This is a genomic window from Cohaesibacter sp. CAU 1516, assembly GCF_005771485.1.
In the GTDB taxonomy this organism is placed as follows: Bacteria; Pseudomonadota; Alphaproteobacteria; order Rhizobiales; family Cohaesibacteraceae; genus Cohaesibacter; species Cohaesibacter intestini.
In genome coordinates, this window is sequence record NZ_VANT01000004.1 from 211,675 (window position 1) to 231,312 (window position 19,638).

At 55.5% G+C, this 19,638-nt stretch carries 17 protein-coding genes; 7 read left to right on the forward strand and 10 right to left on the reverse strand.

Going from position 1 to position 19,638, the window contains the following annotated elements:
* Positions 1–85 precede the first annotated feature (85 nt).
* Together FDK21_RS12555 and FDK21_RS12560 are read right to left on the reverse strand one after the other, a co-directional pair.
* Positions 86–742, reverse strand: coding sequence for a DsbA family protein (locus FDK21_RS12555; protein WP_114009856.1), 657 nt, complete (start codon positions 740–742; stop codon positions 86–88).
* 178 nt (positions 743–920) lie between these two features.
* Positions 921–1,562, reverse strand: coding sequence for a class I SAM-dependent methyltransferase (locus tag FDK21_RS12560; RefSeq protein ID WP_138148789.1), 642 nt, complete (start codon positions 1,560–1,562; stop codon positions 921–923).
* Positions 1,563–1,852: 290 nt separating this feature from the next.
* Here FDK21_RS12560 and FDK21_RS12565 point away from each other — a divergent pair, with 290 nt between their 5' ends.
* Positions 1,853–2,485 (forward strand): hypothetical protein, encoded by a 633-nt coding sequence (locus FDK21_RS12565; RefSeq protein WP_138148791.1) that lies wholly within the window; start codon positions 1,853–1,855, stop codon positions 2,483–2,485.
* A 111-nt stretch (positions 2,486–2,596) separates the two neighbouring features.
* Here the strand turns inward: FDK21_RS12565 and FDK21_RS12570 are convergent, their stop codons facing one another.
* The 3 genes from FDK21_RS12570 to FDK21_RS12580 all read right to left on the reverse strand — a co-directional run bounded on the left by FDK21_RS12570 (position 2,597) and on the right by FDK21_RS12580 (position 4,507).
* Positions 2,597–3,019, reverse strand: a complete 423-nt coding sequence (locus FDK21_RS12570) for an organic hydroperoxide resistance protein (RefSeq protein WP_114009853.1) — start codon at positions 3,017–3,019, stop codon at positions 2,597–2,599.
* A gap of 228 nt (positions 3,020–3,247) precedes the next feature.
* The gene (locus tag FDK21_RS12575; protein ID WP_138148793.1) at positions 3,248–3,727 is read right to left on the reverse strand and encodes a MarR family transcriptional regulator; all 480 of its coding nucleotides are present in this window, start codon (positions 3,725–3,727) and stop codon (positions 3,248–3,250) included.
* A gap of 234 nt (positions 3,728–3,961) precedes the next feature.
* Positions 3,962–4,507, reverse strand: coding sequence for a DciA family protein (locus FDK21_RS12580; RefSeq protein ID WP_157967665.1), 546 nt, complete (start codon positions 4,505–4,507; stop codon positions 3,962–3,964).
* Positions 4,508–5,040: 533 nt separating this feature from the next.
* Here FDK21_RS12580 and FDK21_RS12585 point away from each other — a divergent pair.
* Positions 5,041–6,162, forward strand: a complete 1,122-nt coding sequence (locus tag FDK21_RS12585) for a site-specific DNA-methyltransferase (protein WP_138148797.1) — start codon at positions 5,041–5,043, stop codon at positions 6,160–6,162.
* Between the two features lie 221 nt (positions 6,163–6,383).
* On the opposite strand, the gene FDK21_RS12590 is transcribed toward FDK21_RS12585, so the two are convergent.
* Positions 6,384–6,872, reverse strand: coding sequence for a GNAT family N-acetyltransferase (locus FDK21_RS12590; RefSeq protein ID WP_114009849.1), 489 nt, complete (start codon positions 6,870–6,872; stop codon positions 6,384–6,386).
* Positions 6,865–7,956 carry an A/G-specific adenine glycosylase gene (mutY, locus tag FDK21_RS12595; RefSeq protein WP_138148799.1) on the reverse strand — a complete coding sequence of 364 codons (1,092 nt, stop codon included), beginning with the start codon at positions 7,954–7,956 and terminating at the stop codon, positions 6,865–6,867. The genes FDK21_RS12590 and mutY overlap by 8 nt, the downstream gene beginning before the upstream one ends.
* A 169-nt stretch (positions 7,957–8,125) precedes the next feature.
* Between mutY and tldD the strand changes: the two genes are divergently transcribed.
* A complete protein-coding gene (gene tldD, locus FDK21_RS12600) occupies positions 8,126–9,628 on the forward strand; it encodes a metalloprotease TldD (RefSeq protein ID WP_114009847.1) in 1,503 nt (500 codons plus the stop codon).
* A gap of 234 nt (positions 9,629–9,862) precedes the next feature.
* Entirely contained in the window at positions 9,863–10,810 is a 948-nt protein-coding gene (locus FDK21_RS12605) for a proline dehydrogenase family protein (protein ID WP_138148801.1), read from the forward strand.
* 83 nt (positions 10,811–10,893) lie between these two features.
* On the opposite strand, the gene FDK21_RS12610 is transcribed toward FDK21_RS12605, so the two are convergent.
* The gene (locus FDK21_RS12610; RefSeq protein ID WP_138148803.1) at positions 10,894–12,573 is read right to left on the reverse strand and encodes a cache domain-containing protein; all 1,680 of its coding nucleotides are present in this window, start codon (positions 12,571–12,573) and stop codon (positions 10,894–10,896) included.
* Between the two features lie 787 nt (positions 12,574–13,360).
* Between FDK21_RS12610 and FDK21_RS12615 the strand changes: the two genes are divergently transcribed.
* From FDK21_RS12615 to FDK21_RS12625, 3 genes are all read left to right on the forward strand, one after another.
* Positions 13,361–15,151 (forward strand): DEAD/DEAH box helicase, encoded by a 1,791-nt coding sequence (locus FDK21_RS12615; protein WP_138148805.1) that lies wholly within the window; start codon positions 13,361–13,363, stop codon positions 15,149–15,151.
* A gap of 197 nt (positions 15,152–15,348) precedes the next feature.
* Positions 15,349–16,833, forward strand: a complete 1,485-nt coding sequence (locus FDK21_RS12620) for an MATE family efflux transporter (protein ID WP_138148807.1) — start codon at positions 15,349–15,351, stop codon at positions 16,831–16,833.
* Between the two features lie 142 nt (positions 16,834–16,975).
* Positions 16,976–17,188, forward strand: coding sequence for a DUF2093 domain-containing protein (locus tag FDK21_RS12625; RefSeq protein ID WP_114009842.1), 213 nt, complete (start codon positions 16,976–16,978; stop codon positions 17,186–17,188).
* Positions 17,189–17,238: 50 nt separating this feature from the next.
* Here FDK21_RS12625 and lpxK read toward each other — a convergent pair whose 3' ends face one another.
* Both lpxK and FDK21_RS12635 read right to left on the reverse strand, forming a co-directional pair.
* Positions 17,239–18,258 carry a tetraacyldisaccharide 4'-kinase gene (gene lpxK, locus FDK21_RS12630; RefSeq protein WP_138148809.1) on the reverse strand — a complete coding sequence of 340 codons (1,020 nt, stop codon included), beginning with the start codon at positions 18,256–18,258 and terminating at the stop codon, positions 17,239–17,241.
* Between the two features lie 27 nt (positions 18,259–18,285).
* Complete coding sequence (locus tag FDK21_RS12635; protein ID WP_138148811.1) at positions 18,286–19,614, reverse strand: 3-deoxy-D-manno-octulosonic acid transferase; 1,329 nt, start codon at positions 19,612–19,614, stop codon at positions 18,286–18,288.
* Positions 19,615–19,638 lie beyond the last annotated feature (24 nt).

Consider the following 19,638-nt stretch of genomic DNA (forward strand, 5'->3'; position numbering starts at 1 on the left):
CACGGATACAAAAAGGCGCGCCGCGCAAAGCACATCATGCTGCGGGCACGCCTTTGAAGCGGCTTGACTGGGTAAGTTGCCGGACCTAAGTGAGCAGAGGCTCCAGAATTTTGTCGAACTCTTCACTCGACAGGGCTCCGACATGCTTTTCGCCATTCACAAAGAAGGTTGGCGTTGAATTGATTCCGAATTCCTTCGTACCACGTTCCCGCACTGCTGTAATATCGTCCAGCAGTTTTTGGTCGGTCAGACAGGCATTGAAGCTGTCCTGTGTAAAACCTGCCTGTCTGGCAAAGTTGAACAGGCTCGAGACCGGATTATCCGAGTAGGCCCAAATTCTCTGATTGCCAAGCAACACATCGATCATGGCAACCGCATTGTCGCCCGGCGTGCAACGGGCCAGCATAGCTCCGGCTGCGGCCAGCGGATCAAGAGGGAATTCGCGCAGGATGAAGCGCATCTTGCCTTCTTTGATGTAGGTCTCTTCCAGATGCTTGAAAGTGGTGTTGTGGAAGTTTGCACAATGACCGCAAGTCATCGAGAAATACTCAATAACAGTCACCGGCGCATCTTCCGGCCCAAGCACGATATCGTCGAGTGTGCCCTTTTCCATCAAGGCATCGAGATCGACACTCTGGGCATGGGCGGGCAGACTGGTGGCAAGGCCGAAGCTGCCAAGGGCAGCCACGCCGAGGCTTAATTTCGATGCCGATACAAGAAAATCTCTACGCGTCAGGGCCATTGTCTCTTCCTAATCATTGGCGACTGGGTCAGCCGGGTTTGGGGCATCTTAGCGAGCCAGAGCCCGTCAGTCCTTGGTATTTTCCTACTTTTCAATCACATTTTGGCGATGAAAGGGCAAGGTTCAAGCAATTTCTTTTCGTTACATGTTTGTAATTTTCAGTCTATCGCAACTATGCTCAACGCACCTTCCGGGCCACCACGAAATGGGCCATCTTCACCTTGGCAAAATTGCCTTCTTCGACAATCTCGAACCCGGCCTCCCGCATCATGCGCGCAAGGCGCTTGGCCGAGATGAAGCGGACGGGTGGTGCCTTGCCAAACAATTGCATGAAGAAGATGGGAATGCGTAACAAGCCATACAGTCCAGACAGGCAAACGGTTTTGGAAATCAGCAAACCGTCCGGCTTGATCAAGCCATTGATGCGCTTTAGGGCGTCCGGCGTGTCTTCGAACAAATGAATGACGTTGAAGGCCAGAAGCGCGTCATAGGGCGCTTGCTCATCGAGGCTTTCGGCGTAGAGATCGGCCTTGACGAATTCCAGGTTGGCCTGATCGGACTGTGCCAGCTTTTCATTGGCAATGGCAATCATTTCGCCGGAAATGTCACTGGCACGATACTGCCCGACATGATTCGCCAGAAGCAAAGCGGTGGAACCGGTGCCGCAGCCCAGTTCGAGCACAGACGCATCCGTTGAGAGATAGTGTCGCACCCGATCCAAGGTCTGCTCGTAAGCCTCGACATTGGAGATTGGTCTGGCAGCATAACGGCGCGCCAGCTTATCCCAGAAAACGGCAGATTTGGGCGTGGTTTCAGACATGGGCAATTACTTTCAGGTTGTAACAATGCCCCATATATAGGTGTATTCCCTGCCCATGCCATGGCTGGGGCAGCATAAATATGGAAGCGCTGAATATAATCATCCGCTTATGGACACACCATCGGTTTTATGAGAGGTTACGCACTAACCTGTAGATGAAATTCATGAAGCCCACTTTTGTTCAAATCTCCCTCCTAGCCCTGTTTCTTCTTCATTGTCTGCCAGCCACATCGACGCGTGTTTCTGCTGCGGAGATCGGTTCACCCCGACCTCTCATTCGAAACTATCTGATGGCATCGGAAATGCTGAAGCGCTGCCCAACTGCGTCAGCAGATGAGCGGATTACCAGACGGCAAAGCCAGATCGCCCAGTTCGGGGAGTTTCTGATCAACAGCCTTGCCAGCAGGGCCACCAAACTGTCGCCGGGCCTGACCAGTGATGCTGCCGCCGGTCAAGTGCGCATGTGGCTCAGTCGTCAGGCCAAAAACACCAGTGATTACCGGCTCTGCACCATGGCATCCAACAGCCAGTTGCTGAAAGTCATTGCCAGCTTCCAGCGCCTTGACACCCGTCGTTGGTTGCGCGCCTATGCTGCGCGGTCTGACGTGAAAATTGAACCCGTGCCGCTGGATAGCAACAAGCTCTTGAAAAGCTACGCCTTGCCCGCTTTTCAGCAGGTCGTGTTGAAGTCCATTGCCAAATCTCACAGCCCACGGCAATGCACACAACCCTTTGTCGAAAAGATTGATCTGATCCGCAAGAAGCGTACCGAGACGATCAATCAACCAGCCTATGTTCTGGATGCACTGTCCTTCATCGAGCGATGGGAGTTTTCCTGTATCGGCCGGCGATACTGGGTTGAAGTATCCTTCTCGCGCGACAATGACGGTATGCTTGGTCTTTATTCCATCAGCGGCAATTGATGCCGTTTTGATCATCGGTTGGCGTCTTCAGACATGAAAAAGGCGGCCCCAGTTTGATTGGGCCGCCTCGAGCGCAACTCGTGTGGGGACAAACGAGTGCTGCCTAATAGGTTATTTCACAGTCAGACCGACGCGGATATTGTCTCGGGTCGCGTTGGAATATGGACAAACCTGATGGGCCTTGTCCACCAGTGCAACGGCCTCGTTGCGCTCCAGATCGCCCAGATCGATTTCCAAATCTACCTCAATTGCAAAGCCAACACCCTTGTCATTCGGACCAATCCCTACAGTCGCCGCAACCGTGGGTTCGGATGGAAGAGCCAGTTTTTCCTGTGCTGCGACAAATTTCATTGCACCGAGGAAACATGCCGCATACCCGGCACCAAACAATTGTTCTGGGTTGGTACCCGGTCCATTGTCTCCACCCATTTCCTTTGGCGTGCTCAGGGTGACGTTCAGTTTTCCGTCTTCAGACTTTGCGTTGCCTTCACGGCCGCCTGTTGCCATCGCTTTGGTGGTGTAGAGAATGCCCATATTCGTTCCTCTTTCATTCGGTGGTTACTTGTCTTGAAACGGATATTTAGTTATCGCGATAATTAATTCAACCCATAAATGTTGCGCAACCCGGTTGAACAACCTGTAATCCACACCTTTGTTATCGCGATAACTATTTCAACAGCGCTCTCGGCCACTCCTTTTGAGAATGGGTGTCGTTTTCAGAACAAGGGCATTATTCGGGCTTTTGCTGCACAAAAAGGCGGTTCAAGCCTCCTGTGATGCATCAATGGAGTTGATCAGATTGTCCCGCAACTCGATCAGCTGGCCATGCAAATCCATCAAGCCATCAAAAGAAACACCACAGGCCCCAACCACACCGGTGCCAACATTCGCGGCTTGAGCCTTGAGCGCCCGTCCATGATCGGTGAGCCGGATGTTCAACGCCCGTTCATCCGCCTCATCGCGCACACGCTCCAGAAACCCCTCCTGCTCCATGCGTTTGAGGACCGGGGTCAATGCGCCGGATTTTTGGCCGAGCATGGTGCCAATTTCCTTCAGTGTCCGCCCGTCCTTCTCCCACAGGATCAGCATGATGAGATATTGTGGATAGGTCAGTCCCAGTGGTTTCAGCAGAGGTTTGTAGATCTGCGTTAAGGCGAGCGAAGCGGAATAGAGCGCAAAACACATTTGCTTGCTCAAAGGCGCAGGGCCGGCAGATGGATCGTCGTGAATGCTGTCAGCCATTGGGCGCGTCTCGTTGTTCGGCATGGATGTTTTGTGTGGGTGATTTGCAGGCAACACAGTGGTTCTTATTTAGTTATCGCACAAAGTAAATCGAGAATCGGCAAAAAATCAAGCTGCCGAACCGATTTTTGACGCCTTGCCCCAAAACAGCCTCGAGCTATGCATTGAGCAACTCTCACAAGTGAAAGGCGCCTTTGGGCGCTGTTATTCATGGTCAGTTTGATTGCCTGGTCGTCAGCCCTTGGCCATGACGGCAGCACCAAAACGGCGCAGGGCGGCAGCCATCCGATCATCATTAACCCCTTCAAGCTGATGCTCGAGTGTCTGGGCCTCATTGCGTGTCAGTGACCGCAACGGAGCTGGACGGCTGGATTTCTTGGTGTTGATGGGGCGCTGCAGGATCTGGATGCGATCAATTGCCGGATAACCGAAATAGGCGTTGACGCGCTGGATGATCGTTGCCTGCTCATGCTGCAGAAAGACGGACTGTGCGCCCTCGCAATGCAGAACAAGGGTACCGGGCTTGAAACCATCGCCTTCCCCCCGTCGTGGCCAACGGATGCGGTCGGGTTCGGTACAATCGGCAAATTGCGGCCCAACGATCTCGCCCCAATAGCGCAGGATGTCAGCGGACGCAAAGCCCTGCTTGCGGCAAAGCGGTGTCAATGATGATCCAATCAGGTCACCCAGCGGTCGCGCACCTTTCTTTCGGGCTTTTTCCAAAGCCACGATGTCGGCGTTCCTACGCGTTCCGTCTCGATTGTCTTTCTGTTTGCTCATGTTCCAGTCGACCCCATCAATCCAGTGATGGTCCCATTTCGGGATGCTTAATCCCAAATCATGCGCCCCAGATTCTGTTTTAAGCTGATTTGCGGATTTGCGCCAGAGTCCGCAACAAGGCCGCGCAAAATATGGTGAAGATTGGGGCAAATTTTCGCCCGCACACATAAAAATCCCCTGAGGATCGAGATGCTTGTCGTGTCTTTTCACTTCTTTGCGATCTCATTTCGTCTCTGGGGCGGCTGATGGTTCGCTTATCCGGGCCGGGGTGATCTGAATAGTATATTGCGTTGGGACCGTCCCTCCGCAAGCATCGTAACTATTCGTTAAGATCAATCTTTTGGTAACTAATATTAATCAGTTGTTATCGATAAGAATCCGATTTTGACAAACATTTTGTCGCATTTCGCGCAAATTGTTCATTGAAGTGAAGAAGTTTAACTGGTGGTTTACCATGATCACGCAGGATGGCCTCAGTTGCGGGCGATATCTTGGCCCGGTTGTGTTTCTGTATTCATCAGTTGAGTAGGCGTATGCGTTCCAATCAAACCACTTTGTCGGTCCACGATCAGTCAATAGCCAACCAACCTGATTGGCTGAACACCATTCTCAAGGGCGATTGCATTTCGCAGCTGGAAAAGCTGCCAAAGCATTCGGTCGACGCGATCTTTGCTGACCCGCCCTACAATCTTCAGCTTGGCGGCGGCTTGACCCGCCCGGATCAGTCCGAAGTCGATGGTGTGACCAACGACTGGGACCAGTTCGAGAGCTTTGAGGCCTATGACGCCTTTACCCGTGCATGGTTGCTTGCCTGTCGCCGGGTGCTCAAGCCCAACGGGTCGATCTGGGTGATCGGCTCCTATCACAATATCTTCCGTGTCGGCGCAATCATGCAGGACCTGAATTTCTGGCTGCTGAATGACGTGGTGTGGCTGAAAACCAACCCGATGCCGAACTTCCGCGGCAAGCGCTTTACCAATGCTCATGAAACCATGATCTGGGCTGGCAAGGACAAAGCTTCGAAATGCACCTTCAATTATGAAGCACTGAAGACCTTCAATGACGATGTGCAGATGCGCTCGGACTGGACCCTGCCAATTTGCACGGGAGGCGAGCGGCTAAAAGGCGAAGATGGCAAGAAAATCCATCCGACCCAGAAGCCTGAAAGCCTGCTTTACCGGGTGCTGCTGTCCTCGACCAATCCGGGCGATGTCGTGCTGGATCCGTTCTTTGGCACCGGCACCACCGGAGCGGTCGCCAAAAAGCTTGGCCGCAATTTCGTCGGCGTTGAGCGGGATCGCGACTATATCGCAGCCGCAAACGCGCGGATTGAGGCCATTGAGCCGGTTGATCTGGGCGCTTTGAAAGTGACCCAAGGCAAGCGAGCCGAACCGCGCATTCCGTTTGGCCGCCTGTTGGAAAATGATCTGCTACAGCCGGGCACGGTGCTGACCGACAAGAAAGGCAAGCATTTTGCCATGGTTCGGGCCGATGGCTCGCTGATTTCCGGCGCGCATACTGGATCGATTCACAAGGTCGGTGCTTTGGTGCAGGGACTGGATGCCTGCAACGGCTGGACCTATTGGCACTATGACAATCAGGGCACGCGCGAACCCATTGATGCGCTGCGCCAAATCATTCGGGACGCAGCGTAACAACGCAAGGTTCCACACACTGCGGGCCACGGCCCGCCCAGAAAAGTTTAAGGCAAAAGGAAGAGTTCTGAGTTCCAAACCTTGGTGAAGTCCAGTTCTGACCGGATATGCTCAGCCGATTGTGCTGCGTAACTGAGCATCGGTCGATTGGTATTTGCGACATCAAACTTCACCTACCTAGGGCGTTTTGTGTCTCCGCCGAGCCGCAAAGCGCCCTAATTTTATGGAGACGACGGTTTGGTTTTGGAAAGCCTCTTGCGCATGGTGATCGAGGTTGGCCGGTCATAGCCTTCATGGGCATCTTCGCCAGTCTTGATGAAACCGAACGCGCCAAAGGTGCGGTGATTTTCCACCAACTCGATCCGGCTTTGTAGTTCCAGCCAGTCATAGCCATGGATGTGGGCTCTTTCCTCAGCCAGCTGCATCATCCGAGAAGCCAACCCCTGCCCGCGCGTTGGCTCGTCCACCGTTACCTTGCCCAGATAGAGGCAATCTGGCTTCAAAGTCATGAAGATGCAGGCAACAGGCGGCGAGCCAATGGTCCAGACCTCGCCGTCTTCGCATTGTGTTTCAATGGCTTCAACACTCAAGCGATGCATCGAGCTGGGCGGATCAATGCGGCTCTCCATGTAGGCGAAATTGCGCTGAATGAGGGAAAGAATGTCATGAAGGCTCGGATCGCCTGCTCTGATGCGTCTGGGTTTAATCATCTGTTTTCTCGGAAAAGTCTACCACCTTGCGAAAGACCGTCGGGAGAGCTTCACCGCTGATGGCGTGAGGTTCTGACCACCACCCCTCAGGAGTCGGGGCAGGTTGATCGGTGTTGGCGTGATAGACATCGAGTTGGAGGTGGAAGTGGGTGAAAGTGTGGGTCACCTGCCCGACCTTCTTGGTGAATATCAAGCTTTCGGGTGCGTAATCAAGGGCGGTGGCAAGGTCAAACGCCTCCCCTTCCCTTTTGTCGAACCAGTTGGTGGTTGGCACCTGCGCCATCGAGGCAAGCAACCCCTTGGCGGGGCGTTTGCCGAGCCACAATGCGCCATCTGACCGTTCGATCAGAAAGGCAGCGCCGCGTCGGGTCGGCTTTTCTTTTTTTGGCGCTTTCACCGGATATCGCTCCATGTCGCCCGCCCGTTGCGCTTCACAAGCGCCTGAGAAGGGGCACAGGCCGCAGGCGGGCTTTTTCGGGCTACAAAGGCTCGCCCCCAGATCCATCATGGCCTGAGCAAAGTCTCCGGGGCGCTGGGTCGGTGTCAGCACAGCCATTTTTGCCTTGATCGGCTTTTTGGCGCCGGGCAAGGCCTCGTTGATGCGGTAGAGGCGCGAAATGATCCGCTCGATATTGCCATCGACCACCGCAACAGCTTCGTCAAAGGCGATAGCCCCTATGGCCGCCGCTGTATAATCGCCAATGCCGGGCAAGGTCTTGAGCTCTGCTGCGCTGGATGGGAAGCGACCTGCATGGTCTTCGACCACCTGCCGCGCACATTTGTGCAGATTGCGGGCCCGGGAATAATAGCCAAGCCCGGCCCAGGCCTTGAGGATATCGTCTTCTTCGGCGGCGGCCAGATCAGTCACTGCGGGCCATTCGGCGACAAAGGCGGTGAAATAGCTTTTGACCGCACCGACCGTGGTCTGTTGCAGCATGATTTCCGACAGCCAGACATGATAGGGGTCGGGCACGACACCAAGCGCGGCATCCTCCGGCGAGACACGCCATGGCAAGGTGCGGTGATGGCGGTCATACCATGCAAGCAAAGCGTCGGCGTTCGGAGACGCAAGGTGCTGGTCCATAGGGTGATCCTTGTTTCTTATGCATCACAAAGCCCCACTCTGTCGGTCACAGGACGTAACGTAAGGTGCGGCCAATTGCGATCAAGACTTTATTCTCTTCTGGATATTCGCGGTCAATCCCCTTATGTCTAGGTGAAACACTTTTGAATGCCAACCGATACGGGTTCCAATGCTGTATACAAATGCCACTCTGCCAGCCTCCCTTCAGGACATCACCCCTGCCGCAAGTCTCATTCCGGGGGAAGGCAAGGATCTGCTGGAAAGTTACGGGCTGGACCGCGAGACCGTGTGCCGGCTGTTGGCTGACACCCTTGACGGTGCGGATGATGGCGAACTGTTCCTTGAACAAACCCAGTCGGAAAGTCTGGTCTTTGACAATGGTCGCCTGAAAAGCTCCACCTTTGACACCGGCCAGGGATTTGGCATGCGAGCGATTGCCGGCGAGATGGCAGGCTATTCGCATTCCGGCGAAATCGACATGGGCAGTCTCAAGCGGGCTGCTGATGCGGTGCGCAGTGTCGGTCAGGGCTATGGTGGCGTTCTGGCGCTGGCCCCCAACAAGATCAATCGCAATCTCTATGACAGCCTCAATCCGGTGGATTCGATGGCTTTGGGCGCGAAAATCGCGCTGCTGGAAGACATCAATGCCTATGCGCGGGACAAGGATCAACGGGTCCGGCAGGTTACCGCCTCGCTGTCCGGCAGCTGGCGGCGGATTGCCATTTTGCGGGCAGACGGCTCCTTCGTGGAAGACATTCGCCCCTTGGTGCGGATCAATGTCGGCGTGGTTGTGGGCGAAGGGTCCCGACAGGAAGCAGGCAGCCACGGATTTGGCGGTCGGAATGCCTATGACTTCTATCTGGAAGAAAATGGCCTTGAGGGTGGCTGGCAGAATGCGGTGGATGAAGCCGTCCGTCAGGCGCTGGTCAATCTTGACGCCGTGGATGCGCCAGCCGGAGAGCTGGATGTCGTGCTGGGGCCGGGCTGGCCGGGGGTATTGCTGCATGAAGCGGTGGGCCACGGCCTTGAGGGCGACTTCAACCGACGCAAGAGCTCGGCTTTTTCCGAATTGATGGGCCAGCAGGTCGCAGCCAAAGGCGTGACCGTGGTGGATGATGGCACGCTTGGCGGCAAGCGTGGTTCATTGACGATCGATGATGAGGGCACACCGACACAACGCACCCCACTGATCGAAGACGGCATTCTGGTTGGCTATATGCAGGATCGGCAAAATGGTCGCCTGATGGGCGGCCAGTCGACCGGCAACGGGCGTCGCCAATCCTATGCCCATCTGCCTATGCCGCGGATGACCAACACGATCATGGAACCCGGAGAGCACGCGCCCGAAGAGATTCTGAAGTCCGTCAAGAATGGGCTCTATGCAGTCAATTTCGGCGGCGGTCAGGTTGATATCACCTCGGGCAAATTCGTCTTTTCCTGCACCGAGGCCTATCGGATCGAGGATGGCAAGATTGGTGCACCGGTCAAGGGAGCGACCCTGATCGGCAACGGCCCTGCAGCGATGAAGCGTATTTCGATGATCGGCAATGACATGGCGCTCGATACCGGCATCGGCACTTGCGGCAAGCAGGGACAAGGCGTGCCGGTCGGCGTTGGACAACCAACCTTGCGAATCGATGGCATCACTGTGGGCGGTACAGCAACCGGCTGATGGGCTGCAGCTCCACACCTTGCCACACTTGCGCATGAAAGTGATGTCCTTTTTGATTCATAATAGCCCCAATATGTCCATTTCAGGAGCATGGTGTTCGCCTGTGGTGTACACGGATACTGCCTGCGGCAGCTTAGCAGTGGGGCACTGAAACGTTTGCTTGTTCCTTAAAATTATACATCCTAGTCTGGCATTCCATTCTTCACAGATTCATGTTTTTGGGGAAACAGAGTCATGCGCCGATTTTGGCAAAAGGGGATGATTGCGCTTGCGCGCTCTTCCCGCCTGAAACACTTCATGCAATCCAATCGCGGAGCCTCCAAGCTCGCCACCCGCTATGTGGGCGGCGACAATGTTGTCGAGGCATTGGATTGTGCAAACCGCCTTTCTCGCAGCAACATCCGCAGCTCCCTGTTCTATCTGGGCGAGTATGTCGACACCCATGAGTTGGTTGATCGCAACATCACATCGATCAACCGTGCCATTGACATGATCAGCTTGTCCGAATTGGATGGGCATCTTTCCGTCGATCCCACTCAGGTGGGGTGTTCGATTGACTGGGACAAAGGCGCAGCAGCCTTCTGGCCGATCGCCGAAGCGCTGAAGAAAGCGGTTGGCGAGCGAGACGGTGTGCATTGCCTGATGATCGATATGGAAGATGACAGTGTCGTCGAGAGAACCGTAGCGCTCTATCATGCCTTGCATGCGGATGGTTATCCGGTTGCACTCACGCTGCAGGCTTACCTGAAGCGCACGGAAGGTGATCTTGAAAAGATCATCAGACAAGGCGGCAAGGTACGGCTGGTCAAAGGTGCCTTTGTGGCCGGATCAGACATAGCCCATGTGGGCAACGCCGCCGTGAAGGCCAATTACTATCGCCTCGTCGACAGGATGTTGTCGAAGGAAGCGCTGGAATATGGCTTCTATCCAATCTTCGCGACCCATGATCATGAAATTCACGGCTATGCCATCGAGACAGCACGCGCCAATGGCTGGCCGCAATGCAGTTATGAAATCGAAATGCTTTATGGGGCACGCGATGATGTTGCCGAGGAGCTGTCTGCCCATGGGGAGCGGGTCCGTCTCTATCTTCCCTTCGGCGCGGATTGGTGGCCCTATGCGATCCGGCGGATTGGTGAAAATCCCAAAAACTTGAATCTGCTGTTGCGCAGCCTGATCTGAGCGAGCATAAGCCAGAGACGAAAAAGGCGACCGCACGGTCGCCTTTCGTTTGTCCTGGGCCAAAGCAAAAACTGCTTCTGCGATCAGGCAGCCACTTCCCTGAGGAAGGTTTCAATCTGAGAGCGCAGGATATCGGTGCTGTCCTTGAGCTGATCGGTTGCGTCTTTGACGGTTTCTGCCGACTGGGTGGTCACCTGCGCCCGGTCCATCACGTCTCGCATATTGCCAGAAGCGCTTTGGGTGCTGGCAGCAGCTTCCTGCACATTGTTGGCGATCTCACCGGTTGCTGCGCCCTGCTGATCGACAGCTGAGGCAATGGCTGTCGTGTAACCGTCAACTTCACTCATGACGCTGGCAATCTTGGCAATGGATTCCACCGACTCCCGGCTGGAAGACTGGATCGCGGTAATCAACATGCTGATCTCTTCGGTCGCCTTTGAGGTCTGATTGGCCAGTTCCTTGACTTCGGAGGCCACCACGGCAAAACCTTTGCCGGCTTCACCGGCACGTGCCGCTTCGATGGTCGCATTCAGCGCCAGCAGGTTGGTCTGCTCGGCAATGGCCTGGATGAGGCTGACGACTTCGCCAATCTTACGCGAGGATTCATCGAGCTGCGCCACCTTCTCATTGGAAATGCGCGCGTCTTCGGTTGCAATGGCGACCACTTCCTTGCTGCGCACCGCCTGCTGCATGATTTCATTGATTGAAGCCGTCAGCTCTTCTGCCGCAGACGCAACGGTCTGCACATTGTTCGAAGCATTGGTCGACGAGTTGGATGCCTCGCGCGAGCTGCCTTCGGTCTCAATGGCGATTTCCTTCAACTGAAGGGCTGCCTGTTCCATCTCAATGGTGCGTCCATTGACGATGCCGATATTTTCCGAGACCTGCTTTTCGAAGCTTTCGATCAGTCTGCGGGTGCGCTGGGCTTCCGCCATCCGCTTGTTGTCATGCTCTTTTTCCTGTTCTTCGAGACGAAGACGTTCAATCGCATTGACGCGGAAGGTTTCAACGGCACGGCTCATATCACCGATTTCGTCGGTGCGTTGGGTGCCGGATACCGGCTCATCAAGTTTGTTTTGTGCAATCGCCAGAATATTCTGGTTGAGGGTGGAAACCGGACGCGCAATCGACCGTGCGAGCATGAAACCAAAACCGACAGCAACCAGGATCAGCAAACCTGCAATGCCTGCGCTGGTCAGGGCCGCTTTCCAGAAGGCTTCTTCCACTGCCGACATCAGCACGCCTGAACCGATCACCCAACCCCAAGGCTGGAAGGCTTTGACATAGCTGAGTTTATCCCGGCTCTTGCCCTTGGGATCTTTCCAGACATAGTCGACATAGCCAGAACCGTCGCGTTGTGCCAAATCCACAAATTCCTTGACGTGGAACTTGCCATCACCATCGGTCGACTTGATCTTGTTGGTGCCCTCGGTATCCGGTTTGACCGGATGAACAACCGTGTTGCCTTTATAGTCAAAAACAAACACGTAATCCTTGCCCTGATACCGCATGCTGCGCAGGGAAGTCTTGGCACGGACTTTGGCTTCGTCCTCGCTCAAGGTGCCGTCCTTGAACATCGCATGATGTTTGGCGATCACATTGTGCGCGACTTCAACCACGCTCTTGATTTCATTGCGCTTGAAGGAATCGAGGTTCCAACCCAGCGTTTGCAGCTGATAGACAAGCATCACGACAAAAGACAAGGTAAAAAAGGCTACAAGCGCATACAGCTTGCTTGATAGCGAACGAAAAAGCTTAAACATCCCACTGGCTCCAATTGCAGAGACTTCTAGCAAGAGATGCCATCAAGTTCCTCTGCACCCCACGCTTCTAGATCTATGTCAAGAATCTAGGCAATTTGTTTCAAAACCGTTTAACCATTGGAAAAACTTATATCCATAAGGCTAGGAACTGGCTGAAATCCGCAGCCTTTGCCGTTATATGTTAATTTCTTATTGCATATCTCGCTGGCACAACACGGAAGCTCAAATCGTCGCTAGATGGCGAGTTATGTCCATAATGTCGCAGGGTTACGTCTCAAATCTGCCTAAGGAGTAAGCAGATGACAGCGCAGTTCTACCCACAATGACACGCGTCAGTTTGCCGCACCCATAATACACCGGAATAAAAAGAGCCTGCAGAGCCGGGTTTCCCATGGCGTTGGGCGCCGCGATCTGAGTTCACGCGGGCGGAAAGGCCGCACAGCTCAACTGATTGTCATTGCAGGAAATCCAGCTACCAGCGGTATCAGCCTGCAGACGGGCACAGGTCTGCCAGGAGGCGACCATGGTTTTCTCCCAAACAAAGAAACCGTTTTACGGCTCGGTCTTTTTACCGTTTGTTGCGAAATGTCACGCTTTCTCTTCGGGAGGATTTGACCTTTCGCCTTCCCTCCAGTACAAGAGCCGCTCACCCCGTGCAAAGTGGCCTATTTGACGATGGACGACAAACGAGATCCATCCGACAGGGGTTTGGGCTTGAGACCGCGGGAAAACTTGACTGGTAAGTCAGCCTTGTGCTGACAGGGATTTCCCGGAAAGCCAAATACTCATGACACAATATGAAAATGTGCATCCCGCGCTGGGGACTGCACTGGATGCGCGCGGCTATGAAACTCTGACGAGCGTTCAGACCGCTGTAATCGAACCCGAAGCCAAGAATCGCGATCTGCTGGTTTCTGCACAAACCGGATCGGGCAAGACTGTCGCCTTCGGTATGGCCATGGCAGAAACCCTGCTTGGAGATGCTGAACGCTTTGGCCGCGCCGCCGAACCGCTGGCCCTTGTGATCGCACCGACCCGCGAGTTGGCCCAACAGGTCAAGGCAGAGCTGACCTGGCTCTATGCCAAATGCGGCACCATTATCGCCTCTTGCGTTGGTGGCATGGACATCCGCCGCGAACGCCGCGATCTGGCGCATGGCTGCCACATTCTGGTGGGAACGCCGGGGCGCCTGCGCGATCACATCGAACGCGGATCGCTGGATCTGACATGGCTGAAAACGGTCGTGCTTGATGAAGCTGACGAGATGCTCGATCTGGGCTTTCGCGAGGATCTGGAATTCATCCTGTCCAATGCTCCGCAAGACCGTCAAACCTTCCTTTTCTCGGCCACCGTACCCAAGCCGATTGCGGAACTCGCAAAGACCTATCAGCGGGATGCTCTCAGGATCACCACGGCCGAAGAGCGCAAGCAGCATGCGGATATTGATTATCACGCCCACCTGATCGCGCCCAAGGACAAGGAAAAGGCAGTCATCAATGTGCTGCGCTATCATGAAGCGACGAGCACGATGATTTTCTGCTCAACCCGCGAGATGGTCCGTCATTTGTCTGCCCGCCTGTCCAATCGCGGTTTTGCAGTCGTGGCACTGTCTGGCGAGTTGAGTCAGGCAGAGCGCAATCATGCACTGCAGGCAATGCGCGATGGCCGTGCACGGGTCTGTGTGGCAACGGACGTCGCCGCCCGCGGCATTGACTTGCCCAATCTCGATCTGGTGATTCATGCCGATCTGCCAAACAATTCCGAGACCCTATTGCACCGTTCGGGCCGGACGGGTCGCGCGGGACGTCAGGGCAATTGCGCGATCATCGTGCCGCAAAATAAGCGTCATCAGGTCAATCGCCTGCTGAAATTCGCCAATCTGCGAGCAACCTGGTCGCAGATTCCGGGCATTGATGCCATCCTCAAGCGCGATCAGGAGCGGATTTTTGCCAATCCCATGCTTCAGGATGTGCCGACCGGTGACCAGCTGGAAAATGCCCAGAGCCTGTTGGCCATCTATGGTCCTGAACAGGTGGCAGCCGCCTTTCTGGCCACGCAACAGTCCAATTATCCGGCACCTGAGGAAATCATCGAGATTGCGGATCGCTTTGAAGAGCGCAGTCCGTCCCGCGACCGGGCCGATTTCGACGATGGTGTCTGGTTCCGGGTCAATGCGGGCCGCAAGCATCGCGCCGAGCCACGCTGGCTGTTGCCGATGATTTGCCGTATTGGCGGATTCTCGAAGAAGAAAGTCGGTTTCATTCGCATTCTGGAAGCCGAAACCGTGTTCGAACTGTCCCCTGACGTAGCGGACACTTTCTTTGAGACTGCCCAGACCGAAGGGACCGGCGAAAAAAGCCTTCGGATTGAGAAAATCGGGGATCGCCCCGCGAGCATTGGCAGAAATGACGAAGGCCCTCGCGGCAAGGGTGGTCGCGGCAAACGGGGTGACAGTCAAGGTCCGGATCGCTTCAAGCGCGGCAAACGTCCCGAAGGCCGGGGCGGACGCAAGCAGCATGGGGACTATAAAGGCAAGAAGACCTTTGGCGGCAAACCCCGCAGCAAAGCGCGCGACTGAGCTGTAAAGCCAGTCCAGTGAGATCAAACGGCAGGACAGGGATTTCCCTGTTCTGCCGTCCTTGTTTTGGGCCATAGCAAAGAACCATGGCAAACCCGCTTCCCTAAAGTTCCTCCTTTTATGCGGCTCGCTCTTTTTCTGACCCGCCGCAATCCCTATCTTGAGGGCTCCCTCCTTTGAGTCCCAGCGGAGTTAGCATGACGGATCAAAAAGCGCAGTCAGACGAGCAAACCTCCGAAGGCAACGGCGCACCGCAATCCAGCAAGAAAGATGTCGGCAAGTTCGTCACCGGCTCGATCTTCCGCCACGTGGTGACAATGACCGGGGCGGGGTCTGTCGGCTTGATGGCCGTGTTCGCGGTTGATTTTGCCAATCTTTTCTATATCTCCCTGCTTGGACATACGGAGCTGGCGGCGGCGATTGGCTATTCTGCGACGTTGATGTTCTTCAACACATCGGTCGGCATTGGTCTGGCGATCAGCGGCTCGGCGATTGTTGCGCGCGCAATTGGGGCGGGAGACAAGGATCTGGCAGGTCGGCGCGCAGGCAGTGCCTTGGTCACCGTTGCCCTTGTGATGAGTGTGATAGCCGCTACGGTCTATTCCTTCATCCCACACCTCCTGACCCTGCTTGGAGCCACAGGTGAAGCCCATACGGTCGCGGTCGACTTTCTGTCGATTGTGATCCCTTCCCTGCCCTTGCTCGGCATTGCAATGATGCTGGGCGGGATCCTGCGTGCCAACGGCGACGCCAAGGGGTCGATGATGGTGACACTCGCCGGGGGCTTTGCTTCGGCGATTCTGGATCCGATCTTCATTTTCGGCCTCAATATGGGGGTGACAGGCGCTGCGGTCGCTTCAGTTTTGTCGCGGATGGTGATGATTGCTGCCGGAGTGCAACGCACCTTCCTCAAGCAGAAACTGGTGCATATGCCGAAAAATGTCGCTGAACTGGTCAGCCATTGGCGCGTCTTGTTCCCGATCGCTATTCCGGCCATTGCCACCAATGTGGCGACACCCGTCGGCAATGCCTATGTCACCATAGCGATTGCCCGTTACGGGGATGCTGCAGTGGCAGGCTGGGCGATCGTCGGACGCATCATTCCGATTGCCTATACCGCCCTGTTCGCCCTGTCGGGATCGGTCGGGCCGATCTTCAGTCAGAATCTCGGAGCCGAGCGGTTTGATCGCGTAAGAGCGACGCTTAAGGACAGCATGACCTTCATCCTGATCTATTCTGTCAGCATCTGGCTGGTTCTGTTTCTGGCGCAGGATTTGATCGTCATATGGTTCAATGCGCAAGGGGAGACAGAGAATTTTGTCCGCTTCTTCTGTAACTGGGTTGCGGCAAGCGGGATCTTTATGGGCTTCTTGTTTGTTTCCAATGCAGCGTTCAACAATCTGGGCTATCCGACCTATTCGACCTTCTATAACTGGGGCAAAGCAACGGTGGGGACCATACCGCCGGTGATGTTGGGCACCTATCTGGCAGGCGCAGAAGGGGCCATACTGGGTCAGGCTGTAGGCGCGCTGGTGTTCGGCACTCTTGCGATTGTCACCTGCTTCCGAGTGATCCATCGCCGCGAGGAACAGGCTCCACAAGCAGGCGATGCCACAGGCAGCGATGCTGCGATCTGGCGCCGTGCCCTTTCGGGATTGTCATCGGGCAAGGCAAACATGTAGGCTTGAAATTCATGCCCAAAGCCCTGCTCCAACCCTTGCCAAGTGCGACGCCACTCGCTAGAGCAGGTCTTGACCAAAGCCCTTGGGGCCTTTGGGCATCCTCAGGTCAGAAATATACAAATTCGACAGGACGTGACAGATCATGATTTCCCTTACCGGCGCAGGCAAAGAAGCCCAAATCCGCTATCTCGACGGCGACTATCAGGTGCTGGCAGGTGGCACATTCGTAAAATGTGCCGTCACCGGACGTGCCATTGCGCTGGAAGATCTGAAATACTGGTCCGTCAAACGGCAGGAAGCCTATGTCGATGCTGCGGCTTCCCTTGAAGCTGAAAAGCGTTCAGAGACGGTCTGATCGGCTCTCGGGCGCATTTGTCTGCTCCTTGAAAGCCATCTGATGGCCTTCTAGCGCCGGGAATATTTTCGTTGGGCCTGTTCCAGCACCCGGCGCGGGAAGGTCGCATCATCGAACTGCATCTTCACATCGATGATATGGGTCTTGCGCGCCAGGGTCGCAGCGGCCTCGCCAATGCCAATCAGTCGGACATGGTCCTTGGCGGTGGTGACGATGGTGAGATTCTGCTCTTCGGCTTTTGCGAGAATTTCGTGCGCTTCCCCGTTGGTGTAGGGATGGTGGTCAGCAAAGTCGCGGCTGTCGACAATGTCAAGTTCCAAAGCCTCCACAGTGCGGTAGAACTTTGCTGGCTGACCGATGCCGCAAAAGGCAAAGACCCGTGTGCCACCAATCAGATGACAGCGGGCGGGCTTGATATAGGCATGGTTTGACGCCTTGCCCAATTGGGCTGCCAATTGCCGCAGACGGGGACCGCGATCCCCTTTCCCCACAACCACGAACTGATCGGCCCGCCGGACCTGCGGCACCAAGGGTGCCCGCAAGGGGCCTGCCGGCATGACAAAACCGTTGCCGATGCTCTGCTGAGCATCCACCACAACCAGATTGAGATCTTTGAACAGATAAGGATTTTGAAAGCCATCATCCATGATGACAATGGCCCCTTCACGGGTTTTGGCCAGCTCTTCAGCCTGACGTGCGCCTTCAACCCGGTCCTGGGCCACGATGGTCGGCGCAATGCGGGCCAGCAACAGGGCTTCGTCGCCCACGTCTGCCGAAACATGTTTGGTCGGGTCCACCAGCAAAGGTCCTTCCTGTGCCCCACCAAAACCACGGGTCAGGAAGATCGGCGATAGACCAATGGAAACAGCCGTTTCTCCAAGCGCCAGCGCCATTGGTGTCTTGCCCGCTCCACCGGCAACCAGATTGCCAATGCAGATAACCGGCAAACGGGCTTTGTACCGGGCCGGTTTGTTGAAACGGGACAGGGAAAGCCGGCCATAAATCAGGCTGGCGGGATACAGCAGCCATGCGAGCAGGCCGCGCTCGTTCCAGAAACGGGGCGCTTTCAAAGCCGGGTCCTCTTCTCTAACTTTATATCAATGCCCATTGTCCGCGCCGTTGCCAGAGCGCTGCAATTCTGCGTTGATTTTGAGCGGATTGAGGAACGGCGTCAAGGCCATGACGGTGCGATCCAGTGCACCTGCAAAAGGATGCAGGGCATGGCGCGCCAGCTCAGACCGGCGATGAACGTCTGCCGGGGAAGCAAACATGCGTGACAGTGCCTGAATAAGATCGCGCTCCGCATTCAGACACTCGGCTCCACCAGCAGCATCGAGTGCATTATAGATGTCGGCAAAATTCTGAGTGTTGGGGCCATGCAGAATGGTGCAGCCAAGGCGGGCCGGTTCAATCGGGTTCTGACCGCCATGGGGAATGAGCGACCCTCCAAGGAAAGCAATTCGTGAGAGTCGATAGAGCAAGCCCAGCTCACCAAGCGTGTCGCACAGATAAATCGAGGTATCCGGCTTCAAGGCGGGGTCCTGCGAGCGGCGCTGAACGCGTTTGACAATGCCGGACAGTTCTTTTTCCAACTCTTCTCCCCGTTCGGGATGGCGTGGCACCATGATCGTCAGAATATTGGGCAAGAGGGCAGCCATGCGCCGGTGCGCCTGAGCCAGCACACGCTCTTCGCCCGGATGGGTGCTGGCGGCAATCCAGACCGGGCGTGCGCCAATGGCTGCGCGCAAGGCGGTCAGTTCGGCTTCATCGGCGGCGGGCGGCGGCACGTCGAACTTGAGGTTGCCGGTCACTTCCACATGAGACACGCCAAGCTGGGCATAGCGTTGACCGTCTTCCTCGCTCTGGGTCAGGCACAATGGCACATTGCCAAACATTTCCCGCACGGCAAAGGGAAAGCGAGACCAGCGGTCGAAAGACCGTTCCGACATACGGCCATTGACCACGATCAGAGGGACATCGCGATGATTGAGCTCGGACATGATGTTGGGCCACATCTCCGATTCAACAAACAAGGCAAGATCCGGCATCCAATGATCAAGGAAACGGCGCACGAAAGGCATCGCGTCAAAAGGCACGAACTGATGAAAGGCCCCTTTTGGCAGTCTTTGCTCGGCCACTTGAGCCGACGTCACTGTCGTGGTGGTCAAAAGGACATTGGTGCCCATTTCGACGATCTGTTCGAGCAACGGCATGACCGCGTTGGTTTCACCAACCGAAGCTGCATGAACCCAAACAAGTGGTCCCAGTGGCCGCTTCAATTTGGACTTGCCATAACGCTCACCACGTCGAGCCCGGACTTCCTTGCCGCGGGCACTGCGGATGGCAACCAGCAAAGGCGTCAAAGGCGTGACGGCATAACCTGCTGCGCGGTATGCTGAAAGGGCAATGCGTCCTGACCAATCCATCAAGTGTCCGTTCTCTACTCTGCG

Excerpts from the sequence above, each read along its gene's own strand:
- FDK21_RS12590 (WP_114009849.1), bottom strand. The coding sequence starts at position 6,872 with ATGATTAAACCCAGACGCATCAGAGCAGGCGATCCGAGCCTTCATGAC.
- FDK21_RS12580 (WP_157967665.1), bottom strand. The coding sequence starts at position 4,507 with ATGAGCAAACAGAAAGACAATCGAGACGGAACGCGTAGGAACGCCGAC.
- FDK21_RS12585 (WP_138148797.1), top strand. The coding sequence starts at position 5,041 with ATGCGTTCCAATCAAACCACTTTGTCGGTCCACGATCAGTCAATAGCC.
- FDK21_RS12605 (WP_138148801.1), top strand. The coding sequence starts at position 9,863 with ATGCGCCGATTTTGGCAAAAGGGGATGATTGCGCTTGCGCGCTCTTCC.
- FDK21_RS12565 (WP_138148791.1), top strand. The coding sequence starts at position 1,853 with ATGGCATCGGAAATGCTGAAGCGCTGCCCAACTGCGTCAGCAGATGAG.
- FDK21_RS12575 (WP_138148793.1), bottom strand. The coding sequence starts at position 3,727 with ATGGCTGACAGCATTCACGACGATCCATCTGCCGGCCCTGCGCCTTTG.
- FDK21_RS12615 (WP_138148805.1), top strand. The coding sequence starts at position 13,361 with ATGACACAATATGAAAATGTGCATCCCGCGCTGGGGACTGCACTGGAT.
- FDK21_RS12555 (WP_114009856.1), bottom strand. The coding sequence starts at position 742 with ATGGCCCTGACGCGTAGAGATTTTCTTGTATCGGCATCGAAATTAAGC.
- mutY (WP_138148799.1), bottom strand. The coding sequence starts at position 7,956 with ATGGACCAGCACCTTGCGTCTCCGAACGCCGACGCTTTGCTTGCATGG.
- FDK21_RS12610 (WP_138148803.1), bottom strand. The coding sequence starts at position 12,573 with ATGTTTAAGCTTTTTCGTTCGCTATCAAGCAAGCTGTATGCGCTTGTA.
- FDK21_RS12570 (WP_114009853.1), bottom strand. The coding sequence starts at position 3,019 with ATGGGCATTCTCTACACCACCAAAGCGATGGCAACAGGCGGCCGTGAA.
- FDK21_RS12635 (WP_138148811.1), bottom strand. The coding sequence starts at position 19,614 with ATGGATTGGTCAGGACGCATTGCCCTTTCAGCATACCGCGCAGCAGGT.
- FDK21_RS12625 (WP_114009842.1), top strand. The coding sequence starts at position 16,976 with ATGATTTCCCTTACCGGCGCAGGCAAAGAAGCCCAAATCCGCTATCTC.
- FDK21_RS12620 (WP_138148807.1), top strand. The coding sequence starts at position 15,349 with ATGACGGATCAAAAAGCGCAGTCAGACGAGCAAACCTCCGAAGGCAAC.
- FDK21_RS12560 (WP_138148789.1), bottom strand. The coding sequence starts at position 1,562 with ATGTCTGAAACCACGCCCAAATCTGCCGTTTTCTGGGATAAGCTGGCG.
- tldD (WP_114009847.1), top strand. The coding sequence starts at position 8,126 with ATGCTGTATACAAATGCCACTCTGCCAGCCTCCCTTCAGGACATCACC.